Annotated in this window: 13 protein-coding genes; 9 read left to right on the top strand and 4 right to left on the bottom strand. The window is 69.2% G+C overall.

Going from position 1 to position 15,917, the window contains the following annotated elements; translation table 11 throughout:
* Window positions 1-66: 66 nt before the first annotated feature.
* The 7 genes from ftsH to AC3AOF_RS30880 all read left to right on the top strand — a co-directional run bounded on the left by ftsH (window position 67) and on the right by AC3AOF_RS30880 (window position 10,046).
* The gene (gene ftsH, locus AC3AOF_RS30850) at window positions 67-1,989 is read left to right on the top strand and encodes an ATP-dependent zinc metalloprotease FtsH (RefSeq protein WP_236992992.1); all 1,923 of its coding nucleotides are present in this window, start codon (window positions 67-69) and stop codon (window positions 1,987-1,989) included.
* Between the two features lie 227 nt (window positions 1,990-2,216).
* The gene (glmM, locus tag AC3AOF_RS30855) at window positions 2,217-3,560 is read left to right on the top strand and encodes a phosphoglucosamine mutase (RefSeq protein ID WP_236992989.1); all 1,344 of its coding nucleotides are present in this window, start codon (window positions 2,217-2,219) and stop codon (window positions 3,558-3,560) included.
* 270 nt (window positions 3,561-3,830) lie between these two features.
* On the top strand, window positions 3,831-4,766 hold the full coding sequence (locus AC3AOF_RS30860; protein ID WP_236992988.1) for an outer membrane protein: 936 nt from the start codon (window positions 3,831-3,833) through the stop codon (window positions 4,764-4,766).
* A 192-nt stretch (window positions 4,767-4,958) separates the two neighbouring features.
* Complete coding sequence (locus AC3AOF_RS30865) at window positions 4,959-5,798, top strand: outer membrane protein (RefSeq protein WP_236992987.1); 840 nt, start codon at window positions 4,959-4,961, stop codon at window positions 5,796-5,798.
* A gap of 533 nt (window positions 5,799-6,331) precedes the next feature.
* Complete coding sequence (locus AC3AOF_RS30870; protein ID WP_236992986.1) at window positions 6,332-7,288, top strand: omptin family outer membrane protease; 957 nt, start codon at window positions 6,332-6,334, stop codon at window positions 7,286-7,288.
* 205 nt (window positions 7,289-7,493) lie between these two features.
* Window positions 7,494-8,264, top strand: a complete 771-nt coding sequence (locus tag AC3AOF_RS30875) for a glucose 1-dehydrogenase (protein ID WP_236992985.1) — start codon at window positions 7,494-7,496, stop codon at window positions 8,262-8,264.
* A gap of 108 nt (window positions 8,265-8,372) precedes the next feature.
* A complete protein-coding gene (locus AC3AOF_RS30880) occupies window positions 8,373-10,046 on the top strand; it encodes an acyl-CoA dehydrogenase family protein (protein ID WP_236992984.1) in 1,674 nt (557 codons plus the stop codon).
* Window positions 10,047-10,086: 40 nt separating this feature from the next.
* Here AC3AOF_RS30880 and AC3AOF_RS30885 read toward each other — a convergent pair whose 3' ends face one another.
* Both AC3AOF_RS30885 and AC3AOF_RS30890 read right to left on the bottom strand, forming a co-directional pair.
* Window positions 10,087-11,352, bottom strand: coding sequence for a GGDEF domain-containing protein (locus AC3AOF_RS30885; protein ID WP_236992983.1), 1,266 nt, complete (start codon window positions 11,350-11,352; stop codon window positions 10,087-10,089).
* A gap of 213 nt (window positions 11,353-11,565) precedes the next feature.
* On the bottom strand, window positions 11,566-11,742 hold the full coding sequence (locus AC3AOF_RS30890) for a hypothetical protein (protein ID WP_236992982.1): 177 nt from the start codon (window positions 11,740-11,742) through the stop codon (window positions 11,566-11,568).
* A 129-nt stretch (window positions 11,743-11,871) separates the two neighbouring features.
* On the opposite strand from AC3AOF_RS30890, the gene AC3AOF_RS30895 reads away from it, so the two are divergent.
* Entirely contained in the window at window positions 11,872-13,128 is a 1,257-nt protein-coding gene (locus tag AC3AOF_RS30895; RefSeq protein WP_488349358.1) for a glycosyltransferase, read from the top strand.
* 38 nt (window positions 13,129-13,166) lie between these two features.
* Window positions 13,167-14,630 (top strand): DegQ family serine endoprotease, encoded by a 1,464-nt coding sequence (locus tag AC3AOF_RS30900; RefSeq protein WP_488349359.1) that lies wholly within the window; start codon window positions 13,167-13,169, stop codon window positions 14,628-14,630.
* 502 nt (window positions 14,631-15,132) lie between these two features.
* Here the strand turns inward: AC3AOF_RS30900 and AC3AOF_RS30905 are convergent.
* Together AC3AOF_RS30905 and AC3AOF_RS30910 are read right to left on the bottom strand one after the other, a co-directional pair.
* Entirely contained in the window at window positions 15,133-15,582 is a 450-nt protein-coding gene (locus AC3AOF_RS30905; RefSeq protein WP_236992979.1) for a hypothetical protein, read from the bottom strand.
* On the bottom strand, window positions 15,579-15,914 hold the full coding sequence (locus tag AC3AOF_RS30910) for a flagellar protein FlgN (protein WP_236992978.1): 336 nt from the start codon (window positions 15,912-15,914) through the stop codon (window positions 15,579-15,581). The genes AC3AOF_RS30905 and AC3AOF_RS30910 overlap by 4 nt, the downstream gene beginning before the upstream one ends.
* Window positions 15,915-15,917 lie beyond the last annotated feature (3 nt).

Below are 15,917 nucleotides of genomic sequence, written 5' to 3' on the forward strand. Positions count from 1 at the left end.
CCGAGTGCCGGTGCCCCCACCCAGCACGCCCGCCCGGTACCGCGCTCCTCAGGGATTGACTCTTCGATGAACCCCAATTTCCGCAATTTCGCCCTGTGGGTCGTCATCTTCCTGCTGGTGCTGGCCCTCGTGACCCTGTTCCAGAACCCGGGTCACCGCTCGGGCGGCGGGGAGATCGCCTACAGCCAGCTCCTGAATGACGCCGATCAGGGCCGCATCCAGAGCGTGGTCATCTCCGGCCAGGAGGTGAGCGGGACCTATACGAGCGGCGGCACCTTCACGACCTACGCGCCGAACGACCCCTCGCTGGTGTCGAAGCTCCAGGGCAAGGGCGTGACCATCACGGCCCGTCCGCCGTCGGACAACACGCCGTGGTTCATCGCGCTGCTCGTCAACTGGCTGCCGATCCTGGTGTTCATCGGGGCCTGGATCTTCCTGTCGCGCCAGATGCAGTCCGGCGCCGGCCGGGCCATGGGCTTCGGCAAGTCCAAGGCGAAGCTGCTGACCGAGGCCCATGGCCGCGTCACCTTCGAGGACGTGGCGGGGGTCGACGAGGCGAAGGAAGACCTGCAGGAGATCGTCGAGTTCCTCCGCGACCCGCAGAAGTTCCAGCGCCTCGGCGGCCGCATCCCGCGCGGCGTCCTGCTGGTCGGCCCCCCCGGCACCGGCAAGACCCTGATCGCCCGGGCGGTCGCGGGCGAGGCCAACGTGCCGTTCTTCACCATCTCGGGCTCGGACTTCGTCGAGATGTTCGTCGGCGTCGGCGCCAGCCGCGTCCGCGACATGTTCGAGCAGGCGAAGAAGAACGCCCCCTGCATCATCTTCATCGACGAGATCGACGCCGTCGGCCGTCACCGCGGCGCGGGCTTAGGGGGCGGCAACGACGAGCGCGAGCAGACCCTCAACCAGCTCCTCGTCGAGATGGACGGCTTCGAGGCCAACGAGGGCATCATCATCATCGCGGCGACCAACCGCCCCGACGTGCTCGATCCCGCCCTGCTGCGCCCGGGCCGCTTCGATCGCCAGATCATCGTCCCGAACCCGGACGTGATCGGCCGCGAGCGCATCCTGCGCGTCCATGTCCGCAAGGTGCCGCTCTCGCCCGACGTCGACCTGAAGGTGATCGCCCGCGGCACCCCCGGCTTCTCGGGTGCCGACCTGATGAACCTCGTCAACGAGGCGGCCCTGCTTGCCGCCCGCCGGGGCAAGCGCATCGTCACGATGCACGAGTTCGAGGACGCCAAGGACAAGGTCATGATGGGCGCCGAGCGGCGCACCCTGGTCATGACCGAGGACGAGAAGCGGCTCACCGCCTATCACGAGGGCGGCCACGCCATCGTGGCCTTCAACGTCCCGGCGACCGATCCCGTCCACAAGGCGACGATCATCCCCCGCGGCCGGGCGCTCGGCATGGTCATGCAGCTGCCGGAGCGCGACAAGCTGTCGATGTCCTTCGAGCAGATGACCTCGCGCCTCGCCATCATGATGGGCGGCCGCGTCGCCGAGGAGATGATCTTCGGCCACGACAAGGTCACCTCGGGCGCCCAGTCGGACATCGAGCAGGCGACCCGTCTCGCCCGCATGATGGTGACCCGCTGGGGCTTCAGCCCTGAGCTCGGCACCGTCGCCTACGGCGAGAACAACGACGAGGTCTTCCTCGGCATGCAGGTCAACCGGCAGCAGAACGTGTCGGAGGCCACCGCCCAGAAGATCGACGCCGAGGTCCGCCGCCTGGTCGAGGCCGGCCTCCAGGATGCCCGCCGCATCCTCGACGAGCGGCGCGCCGATCTCGAGGCTCTGGCCCGCGGCCTCCTCGAATACGAGACCCTGTCGGGCGACGAGATCCGCGGCCTCCTCGACGGCAAGCCCCCGGTGCGCGATGCCGGCGACTACCCGACGAACCCGTCGCGCGGCTCGCCGGTCCCCTCCGCCGGCCGCGGTCGGCCGCGGGAGAACGACGGCGGCTACGAGCCGCAGCCGCAGGCCTGAGACAGCGACTGAATTGACGACGAAGGGCGGCGGGAGCGATCCCGCCGCCCTTTCTCTTGTGCCCTTCGCCTGTGCGGCTCTTCGCGCGGCAGCCTCAAAATAACCCGAACCGTGCAATAGCCCGGGGCGATAGGGCCGCGTCGTCCGGATCGAGGCGGCACCGGCCTTGCGCGGCGTCGCCGACCGGCGGGCCGGATGGCCCGGAACGGGACAAGGAGTGGACAGCCGTGCGTAAGTATTTCGGGACCGACGGCATCCGGGGCCGGGCCAACGGCGTCATCACGCCGGAACTCGCGCTCAAGGTGGGACAGGCCGCCGGGCTCGTGTTCCAGCGCGGGGACCATCGCCACCGGGTGGTGATCGGCAAGGATACCCGCCTGTCGGGCTACATGATCGAGACGGCGCTCGTCGCGGGCTTCACCTCGGTCGGCATGGACGTGCTGCTGCTCGGCCCGATGCCGACGCCGGCCGTCGCGATGCTGACGCGCTCGATGCGCGCCGATATCGGGGTGATGATCTCGGCCTCGCACAACCCGTTCGAGGATAACGGCATCAAGATCTTCGGCCCCGACGGGTTCAAGCTCTCCGACGACGTCGAGCGCGAGATCGAGCGCCTGATCGATTCGAACCTGCAGACCAAGCTCGCCGGCGCCGGCGAGCTCGGCCGGGCCAAGCGCATCGAGAGCGTGCATGCCCGCTACATCGAGTTCGCCAAGCGCACCCTGCCGCGCAACCTCACCCTCGACGGATTGCGGGTCGTGGTCGATTGCGCCAACGGCGCCGCCTACCGGGTGGCGCCCGAGACCCTGTGGGAGCTCGGCGCCGAGGTGATCGCCATTGGCACCGAGCCGGACGGCTTCAACATCAACCGCGACGTCGGCTCGACGGCGCCCGAGGCTCTGGTCGCCAAGGTACGCGAGTTGCGTGCCGATATCGGCATCGCGCTCGACGGCGACGCCGACCGGGTGCTGGTGGTGGACGAGAAGGGCCAGCGGGTCGACGGCGACCAGCTGATGGCGGTGGTCGCCCGCTCCTGGCAGGAGGACCAGCGCCTGTCGAAGAACGGCATCGTCGCCACCATCATGTCGAATCTCGGCCTCGAGCGCTATCTCGGCGGCCTCGGCCTGGGCATGGTCCGCACGGCGGTGGGCGACCGCTACGTCCTCGAGCACATGCGCGAGCACGGCTACAACCTCGGCGGCGAGCAATCCGGCCACATCATCATGTCGGATTACGCCACCACCGGCGACGGGCTGGTGGCGGCGCTCCAGCTCCTCTCGGTGGTGCAGCGCCAGCAGCGCCCGGTGAGCGAGGTCTGCCACTGCTTCGATCCGCTGCCGCAGGTGCTCAAGAACGTGCGCTACGGCGCCGGCGGCGAGCCCCTGCGCCAGGATTCCGTCGTTACCGCCATCGAGGGCGCCCGGCAGCGCTTGGGCGAGGGCGGCCGCCTGGTCATCCGGCCCTCCGGCACCGAGCCGGTGATCCGCGTGATGGCCGAGGGCGACGACCGCGACCTCGTGGTGCAGGTGGTCGACGATGTCGTCGAGGCCCTGCGCAAGGTCGCGGCCTGACCGGACACCTCGGGAGCGGGCGCCGCGTCCGCTCCCTCCGCGCCACAGCCGAGGCGCGAACAGGCGAGGACCTTACGCGCAGGATTTGTGCGAGCCGGGCTCGCCTCATCGTGCTTCCGCCTGGGCGACGACACCGATCAATCGAGTGCAACTCTTTCTCAGCCCTAAGGCTTAACGTTAAGCGCGGGTTTACCGAACCCGGCGACAGTCATGACGTCTTCCGGAATGGCCGCCCGACGTCTCCGCGGCCCTCCACAACAAGGAACCGTCATGGGCCGCCGCAGCAAGCCACTCGCGCTGGCGCGCATCTTCACGCTCGCAGCGAGCGTGGCAGCGCCGGGCCTCGTCCACGCCGCCGACCTCGATTTCCTGCCGCCCCCGCCGCCTCCGCCGCCCCCGGCGGTCGAGTTCGGTGGCGGCTGGTACCTGCGCGGCGATGTCGGTGCCAGCATCTACACCCGGCCGAAGCTCTCGACCGTGCCGAGCCCGGACGTGGTCAACTACTACAACACCGATCTCGGCGGCGGCGGTTTCGCCGGCATCGGCGTCGGCTACCAGTTCAATTCCTGGCTGCGCGGCGACGTGACCGGCGAGTACCGCTTCTCCAGCGGCTTCCGCACCAACGACCGCATCAAGTCGCAATACTCGACCTACGACGACAACGGCCTGCGCAAGGATTACGACGAGACCACCCACGAGACCACCAACGGCAATTACTCGGCCGCGGTGGTCCTGGTGAACGGCTACGCCGATCTCGGCACCTATTACGGTGTCACGCCGTTCATCGGTGCCGGTGTCGGCGCGGCGTTCCACCGCTTCTCCGGCCTGTCGGAGACGAGCCAGATCACCGGCAGCTACACCTATCCGGATTACCCGGATGCGGGCGCGGTCGGCTACCAGAACATCAGTGGCGGCACCTACAAGACCCAGATCAAGACGAGCTTCGCCTGGGCCCTGCATGCCGGCCTGTCCTACGCCGTCACGCCGAACCTGAAACTCGAACTGGCCTACCGTTACCTCAACATGGGCGAGGGGAGCACCGGCGTGCTCAACTGCTTCTGCGGCAGCACCCTGACGCCGATCAAGGTGAAGGACATCGAGTCCCACGACATCAAGCTCGGCATGCGCTGGATGTTCGGCGCGCCGGTCGTGGCCGCCTACGAGCCGCCCCCGCCGCCGATGATGCCGCTGGTGCGCAAGTACTGACGCTTCACGACTCGACTCCGGCGCGTCCCGCGCCGGAGACCTCGACGGCGGGCCGTTAGGGTTAAGTCGCCGCTAAACCTTTTTCGTTACCTTAAGGCATCGGGCCTCTCGGGTCCGCCGTCACCCCCAAGTGATCATCACAACGTGAAGCACGCCCCGGCTGAGGAGCCGTAGGGGCAGGAAAGGGCTCCCATGGCACGGTTCGGTCACTGCATCCCGGTCGCGGCCCTCGGGCTCGGCCTGCTCGGGGCGCCGGCGCGCGCCGCCGACCTGCTGCCGCCGCCGCCCCCACCGCCGCCGCTGCCGGCCCCGGTGGAGGTCGGCTCCGGCTGGTACCTGCGCGGCGACTACACGGCGAGCGACTTCCGCCACCCGAAGGACGACACCCTGCCGGGCACCGACGGTGCCAAGCTCGTCGGCTTCCGCCTCGGCAATACCGACGGCTATGGCGGCGGCATCGGCTACCGCTTCAACAGCTTCCTGCGCGCCGACGTCACCGTCGACGGCCGCACCCGCAGCCGCTTCCGCGATTATTCCTCGCGCACCAACTTCGTCGAGGGCTTCAACACCGAGGCCGGCAAGCTCGACGTCCTGACCGGCCTGTTCAACGTCTACGTCGATCTCGGCACCTGGTGGGGCTTCACGCCCTATATCGGCGCCGGCGTCGGCATGGCGAGCAAGCGCTTCCACGACGCCTGGACCGGCACCACCTGCTTCACCACCGCCTGCGGCAGCGGCGTCGACGGCGCCTACCAGCTCGGCGCCCAAGGGTTCGACGCCCGCGCCAACCACACGGCGATCGGCCTCGCCTGGGCGGCCATGGCGGGCATCTCCTACGAGATCGGTGCCGGGGTGAGCATCGACGCGAATTACCGCTACCTCGAAGTCGGCAAGGCGCGGACCGGCTTCGACGCCTACACCCAGAATACCCGCATCAAGGACATCGCCGCCAACGAGTTCCGGGTCGGCCTGCGTTGGGCCTTCGGCAACGGCCTCGCCCTGCCGGGCCTGGGCGGTGTCGGACCGTACTGAACAGAAACCGGACCCAAGCGATTGATGTTGCGATCGAATTTTGAGCGCGGGATCCCCTCTCCAGGCGATGCCGGGCTTGCCCGGTATCGCCTGGAGAATGGGACCCGCCCCAGAATAAAAACTGTCTTCGATAATTTATAATATGTACGGATGATCACCGCTTCGTTTCATCCGCCAGGGACGGCAAAGCCGGTGACGAACTGATACCAATAGCCCAAGAGGCTGACGCATCGGGCCATTGATCCATCTCGAATGTTCGTTTCGAAGCCGGAGGCTTGGCGAAGATTCGAGAACGGAACCAAAGGTCGTGTCCAACGACCGCTGGTATGACGAGACACATCCTCGTGCGCGAAACCGATCCGAAAACCGGGGCCGCGTCGGCGCCCCGACCCCGAAACGAGACGCCGGGCGCCCTACCGCGCCGGGCGTCTCGTTTCGGGGTCGGTGACGTACGGAAACCAAATATTAGGGTAAACAAGTCACTATCGCAGGCGTGATCGGCCCGGGGGAGAGGCCGACCCGTTGGAGCCGTGATGCGCACCGTTCTTTTGGGTCTATGGGCCAGTCTGCTGTTCATGCCGGCCGCCGGAGCCGCCGACCTGTTCGCCGAGGACACCGCCGAGGTGTTGCGCGGCAACACCTTCTCGGGCGAAGTGTTCACCGGATACCTGCGCAGTGAAGTGCGGGAATACGTGAACGACGTGGGTTCGCGCGCCCGGGTCAGCCAGCTCAACTGGAACACCGATGCCGCCGTGGTCGGCGGCCGGCTCGCCCTCCAGCCCTTGGATTGGCTGGCGATCCGGGGCCGCGGCTGGGCCGCCGTCGCCTCCAGCGCCGATATGCGCGATTACGACTGGCTCTACGGTTATGCCGGCAAGAACAGCTGGTCGCATTACTCGAACAGCCCGAACACCCAGACGCCGAAGGCTTGGCAGCTCGACATCAGCGCGGCAGCGACGTTCTACGAGGACGAGGAGACCAAGGTCTACGCCATTGCCGGCTACCGGGCGCTCACGTTGAAATCGAACGCCCGCGGCGGCGGGTTCATCTACTCGCAGAACGGATTCCGGGACACGGCCGGAACCTTCCCGGACGACAAGATCGGCGTCGCCTACCAGCAATGGTGGCAGACGCCGTATGTCGGCATCGGCGGCTCCTTCGCGTACGACGATTGGAGCGTGTCCGGCGAGCTGATCGGCAGTCCGTTCGCCTATGGGAACGACAAGGATCATCACGCCGCGCGCCACCTGGTGTTCCGGGAGGATTTCGGCACAACCGGCATGTTCGGCGCCACGGCGTCGGTCGAGTACCGTATCAACCCGTTCCTCTCGGCCGTGGGCCGGGTGGAGTACCAGCAATATTTCGAGGGCAACGGCCCGACGCGCATCACCTCGGGTCTCACCGGCGCGACGACGACCCTGCCGGCTCCGTCCGGCAGCGGCAGCGCCGAAACCATGCTTCTGTCGGTCGGCCTCAAGGCGCGGCTCTGATATGGAATCCGGAAGATCACTTCCGGATTCCATATCATCAGCCCGCGCGGCGCCTGAGCGAAGCCGCTTTCCGCATCGCAAAGCGATCAATCGGAAAGCGTATGACACGGTGACGCCATCCCTGCGACGATCGGCTGGCGCAACGCCGCCGGGCCGGCTAGCCTCCGGGACAAGCCGCGCGACAAGCGGCGGGGAGGGACACCGGATGCAGCGTCTGGCCGGCAAGGTCGCCCTGGTCACGGGCGGCGCGCGGGGAATCGGGTTCGCGATCGCGCGGCGCTTCGCCCGCGAGGGAGCGGCGGCGGTGATCCTCGCCGATCTCGACGAGGCCGAGGCCGCGCGCGTGGCGCCGGAGAACCCCGCCTTCCATCCCTGCCCCCTCGACGTGACGAAGGACGAGGACTGGGCCCGGGCCGTCGACCGCACGGTCGCCCGCCACGGCGGCCTCGACGTGCTGGTCAACAATGCGGGAATCGCGGTCGTCGGCACGATCGAGTCGGTCACCCTCGAAGAGTGGCACCGCGTCCAGGCGGTCAATGTCGACGGGACCTTCCTCGGCTGCCGCCACGCGGTGCGGGCGATGAAGCCGCCGGCCGGCCGCGGGGGATCGATCATCAACCTCTCGTCGGTCTCAGGCATCGTCGGCGGACACAACCTCGCGGCCTACAACGCCTCGAAGGGGGCGGTGCGGCTCCTCACCAAGTCGGTCGCCCTGCACTGCGCGCGCCAGAAATACGGCGTGCGCTGCAACTCGATCCATCCGGGCTTCACCGAGACCGACATGCTGCGCGACCTCGCCGCCGGCAGCCGCTACACGCCCGACGAACTCTCCGAGCGCCTGCGTGCTTCCGTGCCTCTGGGACGCAATGCCGCCGCCGAGGAGATCGCGGGGCTTGCCGCCTACCTGGCCTCCGACGAGGCCGGCTTCGTCACGGGTGCCGAGATGGTGATCGACGGCGGCGTCACCGCGCAATAATCCCCGCTCCCCATAAAGTCGGACCCCAGCGGCAGCCCAGGCCCTCTACAGACCGGCGATTCGCCGCTATTTGTATGCGCCGCAGCAAAATCACCGGAGACCTGCCCGATGTCCGCCCAGGCCGCCCCCGCCCCGACCGATCTCGTCACCCTGGCGCAGGAAGCCGGCCTCGCCGCGAAGGCGCTCGCCGCGGACGCCACGAGGCGCGTGCGCGCCGGCCTCGTCGGCCCCGACGGCCGGCTCTCGCCCGAGCGCCTGGAGACCGAGCAGCACGCCGCCCATGGGCTCGCCTGGCTCTCGACCTATGCCGAGGCGATCAGCCAGCTCGGCGCCTATGCGGCGCGCCTCGCCGAGCAGGGGCGCCTCGGCGAGACCGAGACGCTGCTGGTGCGCATCGGGCTGGGCGAATACCTGGAACAGCTCTTCACCGGCATCCCGATGAGCCAGGGCGAGATGGTGCGCCCGACCTCGTCGCTCGGCCTCAAGGCCCAGGAGGTCGCACGCCACCGCTCGGACGCCGTCGAGACCCTGATCGCGGAGGGCAACACCGCCGAGAACCGCGCCGCCCTGGTGCGGCTGATCCGCGAGGGCTCGGGCGCCACCGTCGGCGAGAGCGGCCTCGACGAGGACATGGAGGCGATCCGCACCGAGATGCGCCGCTTCGGCCAGGCCGAGGTCGCGCCCCACGCCCATGAATGGCACCTCGAGAACGCCTATATCCCGCTCGAGATCATCGGCCAGATGGCCGAGCTCGGCGTGTTCGGGCTGACCATCCCGGAGGAATACGGCGGCATGGGCCTGCCGAAGATCTCGATGTGCGTGGTCTCGGAGGAATTGTCGCGGGCCTATATCGGCGTCGGCTCGCTCGGCACCCGCTCGGAGATCGCCGCCGAGCTGATCCTGGGCGGCGGCACCGAGGAGCAGAAGCAGCGCTTCCTGCCCAGGATCGCCTCGGGCGAGATCCTGCCGACCGCGGTCTTCACCGAGCCCAATACCGGCTCCGACCTGGCCTCGCTGCGCACCAAGGCGGTGAAGGACGGCGACACCTGGCGGATCCACGGCAACAAGACCTGGATCACCCACCCGGTCCGCGCCGACCTGATGACCGTGCTGGTGCGCACCAAGCCCGAGGAGCCGGGCCACAAGGGCCTGTCGCTGCTGCTCGGCGAGAAGCCCCGCGGCACCGACGAGAACCCCTTCCCGGTCGAGGGCCTGTCGGGCGGCGAGATCGAGGTGCTCGGCTATCGCGGCATGAAGGAGTACGAGCTCGCCTTCGACGGGTTCACGGTTCCCGAAGGCAACCTGCTCGGCGGCGTCGAGGGCAAGGGCTTCGCCCAGCTGATGCAGACCTTCGAATCGGCCCGCATCCAGACCGCGGCCCGCGCCATCGGCGTCGCCCAGTCGGCGCTCGATGTCGGCCTGCGCTACGCCGAGGAGCGGGTGCAGTTCGGCAAGCCGCTGGTCTCGTTCCCGCGGGTCGCCGACAAGCTCGCCATGATGGCGGTGGAGATCGCCATCGCCCGCCAGCTCACCTACTTCGCCGCGCACCAGAAGGACGAGGGCAAGCGCTGCGACCTCGAGGCCGGCATGGCGAAGCTGCTGGGCGCCCGCGTCGCCTGGGCGGCCGCCGACAACGCCCTCCAGATCCACGGCGGCAACGGCTTCGCCCTCGAATACCCGGTGAGCCGCCTGCTCTGCGACGCCCGCATCCTGTCGATCTTCGAGGGCGCGGCCGAGATCCAGGCCCAGGTCATCGCCCGCCGCCTGCTCGAAGTGCAGTAAGGGGGATCGGGAGCCTCGCTCAGCCAGGCTCCCGATCCCGTCACGCCGCCCGCGCCCGGTAGACGGCGCGGTCGGCGACCGAGCAGTTCCGGCCGGCGGCCTTGGCGGCGTAGAGTTCGAGGTCGGCGGCCTTCAGGGCCTCGGCGTAGCTCATGGCCTCGGTCACCCGCGCGACCCCGGCGCTCGCCGTGACCGGGCCGGCGACGATCGGCACCTGTGCCGCCGCCCGTACGGGAATCGTCCGCCGCAGGGCCTCGACGGTGGAGAGCGCGGCCTCGTCGGAGAGGAGGAGCGCGAATTCCTCGCCGCCGAGCCGGCCCGCGAAGGCCGGGCCTGCGGCGAGTGCCCGTGCCACCGCGACGATGACCGCGTCGCCCTGGTCGTGGCCGAACGTGTCGTTGATCCGCTTGAAATGGTCGATGTCGAGGATCGCGACCGCGCGCGGCCGCGCCTGAGCGAAATGCCGCTCCAGGCCGCGGCGGTTCGGCAGGCCCGTCAGCGGATCGGTATGGGCGACGAGGTCGAGGGTGTCGGCCCGGGCCTGCGCCTGGTCGCGCTCGCGCTTCAGGCGCATGAACCGGTCGCCGACGCTGGCGGCATTCAGCAGCATCTCCAGCGCGATGGCGCCGAACAGGACGTAGAGGAAGAGGCCGAACGGACGCCCGAGCACGATGTCGTGGTAGAGGCTGACCGCGCAGACCGACAGCACGCAGAGCGAGGCCGCCGACTGGAACCGCGCCGCGCGGCTGCCGCGGGCGAGCGCCAGGCCCAAAGCCGTACAATACAGCACCAGGATCGCCACCAGGACGACATCGCGAAAGGCCCGGTAGGCGGGCGGGCAGGGGTCGAGGAGCATCGCGGGCGTCGTGAGCGCCACCGCGACGGGCAGCCGGACGAGAGCCTTGCGGAAGCCCGCCGGCAGCGTGCCGGGTTCGAGCAGCGTGCCGAGGAACGGCCCCATCAGGGCGATCACCCCGTCGAACAGGACGTTGATCGCGACCTGCCGGGCAACGCTCTCCGCTTCCAGGAGCGGACCGAGCGGCAGCGACGACAGGCAGAGCGTGAGGGCGACGAGCGTCAGGATGCGGGCGGTGTCCCAGAGCAGGAACCGCTCGCGCAGGATGACGAAGAAGGCTGCGTTGTAGGCGATCGGCAGGAGCAGGAAGCCGAGGAAGGCGCCGCTCAGCACGGCGGGCCAGTCGAGGGCGGTGCCGCGGGCGAAGCTGGACTGGGCCAGGGCGGGCGCGGTCGCGAACAGGAGGAGCGCGGCCGCGGGCCAGGCGGATCGGTTTGGCGGACGGATCATGCGGATGGGGCGGCTCTCCCGCGTCGCCCCGACATCGTCGTTCCCCAGGTCAGGCCGCGCCGCGCGCGGATTTAGGGGCCGGGCATTTCCGCGGCAAGCCGGCGATCAACTGATGAAACCAGAAGTATGAATGATTTCATCGGGATCGCCTGTCCCGTGCAGGAGCGGGGAGGCGCGCCGGTCTCGTCGCCGACGGACCGGCGCGCCTGCCGCCTACTTCGTGATCTTCACCGAGACCGGATCGCTCGAGGGAAACGTCTCTTCCAGTCCCTCGTCGAGCCGTTCGCTGAGCTTGCTCTGCTGGTTCTCGGGCCGGGCCTTGTCGTCCGGCGACGCGCTGTCGCGGCGGAAGCCGGGCTGGTCCTGGTTCGGGGTCTTCGTGTCGCTCATGGTGGTCTCCTCGGTCGGAGCAGTCTGCCCGGCTAACGCGCGGGGACCGGGGGTGTTTCGTCCGTGGCGCGCTTAACCGGACGGTGGCGCCTCCCGGGCTAGGGTCCCGCGGGTGAGAGGACCCTTCCGATGCATGTCGGCATCCTGACGAATTTCGCGACGCCGAAGGGCGGCGCCGAGAAGGTCGCGCTCGAATCCGCCCGCGGGCTTGCCGAACGCGGCGTCGCGGTCACGCTGATCCACGGCGCCGACGGGCCGGCCGACCCGATGCTCGATCATCCGGGCATCCGCCGGGTGGGTTTGGGCCTCACCGACGTGTGGGAGCGGCCGGCCTGGCGCGGCGCGATCGAGGGGATCTGGAATCGCGAGGCGGCGCGGCGTCTGGACGCGGCCCTGGCGGCCCTGCCGGTGAGGCCCGACGTTCTGCATTTGCACCAATGGACCCGCTCGCTCTCGCCGGCGATCTTTCCCGTCCTCGCGCGCAGCGGCCTGCCGGTGGCGATCACGCTGCACGATTACTTCCTCGCCTGCCCGAACGGCGTCTATTACCGCTTCGACACGGCCGAGCCCTGCACCCTGCGCCCGGTCTCGCCCGGTTGCCTCGCGGCATCGTGCGATCCGCAATCGCGGGCGCACAAGGCGGTGCGGGTGGCGCGTTACGTCGCGCAATGGGCAGCGATCACCCGCGGTTTCGACCGTCGCCCGATCGACCTCGTCCACGTCTCCGACGGCAGCCGCACCCGGATCGAGACGATGATGCGGGGCGCGCCCGTGCGCCACCACCGCATCGACAATCCGGTCCGGGTCGAGCGCGCCGCCCCGGCCGATCCGGCCGCCAATGACGCGATCGCCTTTGTCGGCCGCTTCACCCGCGAGAAGGGCGCCGACCTCGTGGCGCAGGGAGCCCACCGGGCGGGGCTGCCGTCGCTGTTCATCGGCGACGGGCCGCTCGCCGACGAATTGCGCGCCGTGCCGGGGGCCGAAGTGGTCGGCTGGCGCGCCCCGGCGGAGGTCGAGGCGCTGCTGCGCGCCCGAGCCCGCGCCGTGGCGGCGCCGTCGCGCTGGCTCGAGACCGGGCCGCTGACGGTCTACGAGGCGCTCGCCGCCGGCATCCCGGCCATCGCCTCCGACCGGGCCGGCGCGGCGGAAAAGATCCGGGACGGGGAGACCGGCTTCGTCACCGCGCCCGACCTCGCTTCGCTCAGCGGAGCCTTCGGCCGGTTGACGGACGACGCTCTGGTGCGCCGCCTCGGCGCGGCCGCGCATGCCCGCGCCTGGTCCGCCCCGATGACCCTCGCCGCCCACGCGGACGCCCTGTGCGACCTCTATGCCGGGATGACGGGCACGGCCGAGGCGCCATCTTTTCAGCGCAGTGCTGTCATGTGAGAGAGCATCCAGCGTCAAACCCGAACTTTCGGAGCCGAATGCCGATGCACCGCCCGACGACCTCCCTGCTGCTCGCCGCGCTCCTCCTCGGGGTCGCCCGACCGGCGGCCGCACAGGCCGAGTCGGTGCCGCCGTTCCGCGCCCTGACGGATAACCGGGCCGTGCCGGACTCGAAGGCGCAGGTGCAGCTCTCCTTCGCGCCGCTGGTCAAGCGCGCGGCGCCGAGCGTGGTCAACGTCTACGGCACCCATGTCGAGAAGCGCGCCGCCAATCGCGGCGCCATGGACGAGTTCCTGCGCCGCTTCTTCGGCGATGCGGCGCCCAACCTGCCGCAGGAGCGGGCCCAGCGGTCCCTCGGCTCCGGCGTCATCGTCGACGCCTCGGGGCTGATCGTCACCAACAACCACGTCATCGAGAACATGAACGAGGTGAAGGTGGCGCTGAACGACCGGCGCGAGTTCGAGGCGCAGATCCTGCTGCGCGACCCCCGCACCGACCTCGCCATCCTGAAGATCAAGAGCCCGAGCGGCGGCCTGACGCCGATGGAGATCGGCGATTCCGAGCACCTGCAGGTCGGCGATTTCGTGATCGCCATCGGCAACCCGTTCGGCGTCGGCCAGACGGTGACGCAAGGCATCGTCTCGGCGCTCGCCCGCACCCAGGTCGGCTCGGCCGATTACCAGTTCTTCATCCAGACCGACGCGGCGATCAACCCGGGCAATTCCGGCGGCGCGCTGGTCGATCTCAACGGCGGCCTCGTCGGCATCAACACGGCGATCTACTCGCAATCGGGCGGCAGCCACGGCATCGGCTTCGCCATCCCGGCCAGCATGGTCAAGGCGGTGGTCGAGACGGCGAAGGGCGGCGCCAAGACGGTGCGCCGGCCCTGGCTCGGCGCCCGGCTCCAGCACGTGACGCCGGACATCGCCGACAGCGTCGGCCTCGACCATCCGACCGGGGTGCTGGTGGCCTCGATGCAGGCGAAGAGCCCGGCCGAGGAGGCGGGCCTGAAGCGCGGCGACGTGATCCTGGCGGTGGACGGCCAGACGGTCGACGACCCGGAAGCCTTCGGCTACCGCTTCGCGCTCAAGGGCATCAAGGGCGAGACCAAGCTCACGGTGCTGCGCGGCTCCAGCCGCACGACGGTGCCGGTGCGCTTGGGCCCCGCGCCTGAGACCCGCCCGCGCGACACCCTGAAGGTGAAGACCCGCTCGCCGTTCCTCGGCGCCACCGCGGTCAACCTGTCGCCGGCCGTGGTCGAGGACCTGCAGCTCGACCTGCCGACGCAGGCGCAAGGAGACGGCGTCATCATCGCCGAGGTCGAGGGCGGCAGCCTCGCGAACCGGGCCGGCCTTCAGAAGGGCGACCTCGTGGTGGCGGTGAACGGGGCGCCCGTGACCTCGACCAAGGACCTGGAGCGCATGACCCGCACCGCCGCCTCGATGTGGGAGGTGACGATCAACCGGGGTGGGCAGCAGCTGACGTCGGTGTTCGGGGGGTAGGGGGCGGGAGGCGGGTGCTGCGGCGCCTTCAGCTCGACGAGGCGTGGCGCCCGTCTCCATGACACCCTCGATGTCATCCCGGGGCCGCGAAAGCGGAGCCCGGAATCCAGGGACTCAGGTGCGTCAGAACCTGCTTCGACCGATTGGCGGATTGTTCATCCTACCCACTCACCTCATCCTGAGGTGTTGGTCGATCGCAGATCGACTGACCTCGAAGGAGGGCTCCAGAAGTCTCGGCGCTATCTGGAGCCATCTTTCGAGGCTCCTTTCAGTCGCACCTCAGGATGAGGTAAGGGGATAGGAACATCCCGCTTGTCTTAAATGTCGAGAATAAAATCTCACTCGAGCAGGCTCTCAACCAATGGCGGATTCGCTCGTCTTCCGCCTTTCCTGACCTATCCGCGGCTCTGGATCCCGGGCCAACGCTGCGCGGCCCCGGGACGACCCTGTGCGGGTGGAAACGATGCGGTCATTCTGCCGGGGGTTTTCTGCCTCGGCAAGCTTACGACCGTACTTCCCGCTTCGCGACGAAATTGATTTCGTCCACCAGCACGTCCTTGACGACGTCGCCGCCCAGGCGCTCGTTCACCTTCGCCCGCACCTCGGCCAGCCGCTTGGTGATGTCGTATTTCGCCAGTTTGCGAAAGTCGAGCGCCGGGTCGGCATAGATCTGGCGGAAGGCTTCATCGACCACGAAGGCGTTGGGCGGCACCGGCAGGGTGTGCATCAGCTTGGCGTCGGCGGTGAAGACCAGCACGGCGATGACGTAGCCCTGCACCTTGCCGTCGGCGATCATCGGGATGTTGATCGGCGCGAGCTTCTGGTATTGCAGGCCTTCGAGGTAGGGCTCGGTCTTCTTGCCCGAGAAGATGCCGCCGCCGAAGGTCACCGCACCGTAGCAGGAGGCGATGGTGACGGCGCAGATCCACAGCCCGGTGATCAGGATCTTCATGACCGGAGGCTCGTCCGCGCACTATAGGTCCCGTCCGACTCGGCGGCGAGCGCCGCCTGGGTCACGGTGTCGTCGATCTCCTCCATCGCCCGCAGGTGCAGGGCGACGACCTGCTGGTTGCGGGCGAGCTTGTCGCGCAGGCGCGCGAGGTGGATCGCCGTGGTGGCGTCGAGGCCGGTGGGGTCGAGGCCGCGGGTGAGGCGGGTGAGTTCGAGGAGTCCCTGGCTCTTGCGGCGGTTGAGGCCGTCGAGATCGGCCGCCCCTCGCGCCTCCAGCGCCTCGGTCTCCTCCTCGATCACGGTTTCGAGCCGCTTGATGCAGGCGAGCAGCATGAC

It is taken from the genome of Methylobacterium sp. 142-1Y, from assembly GCF_057747795.1.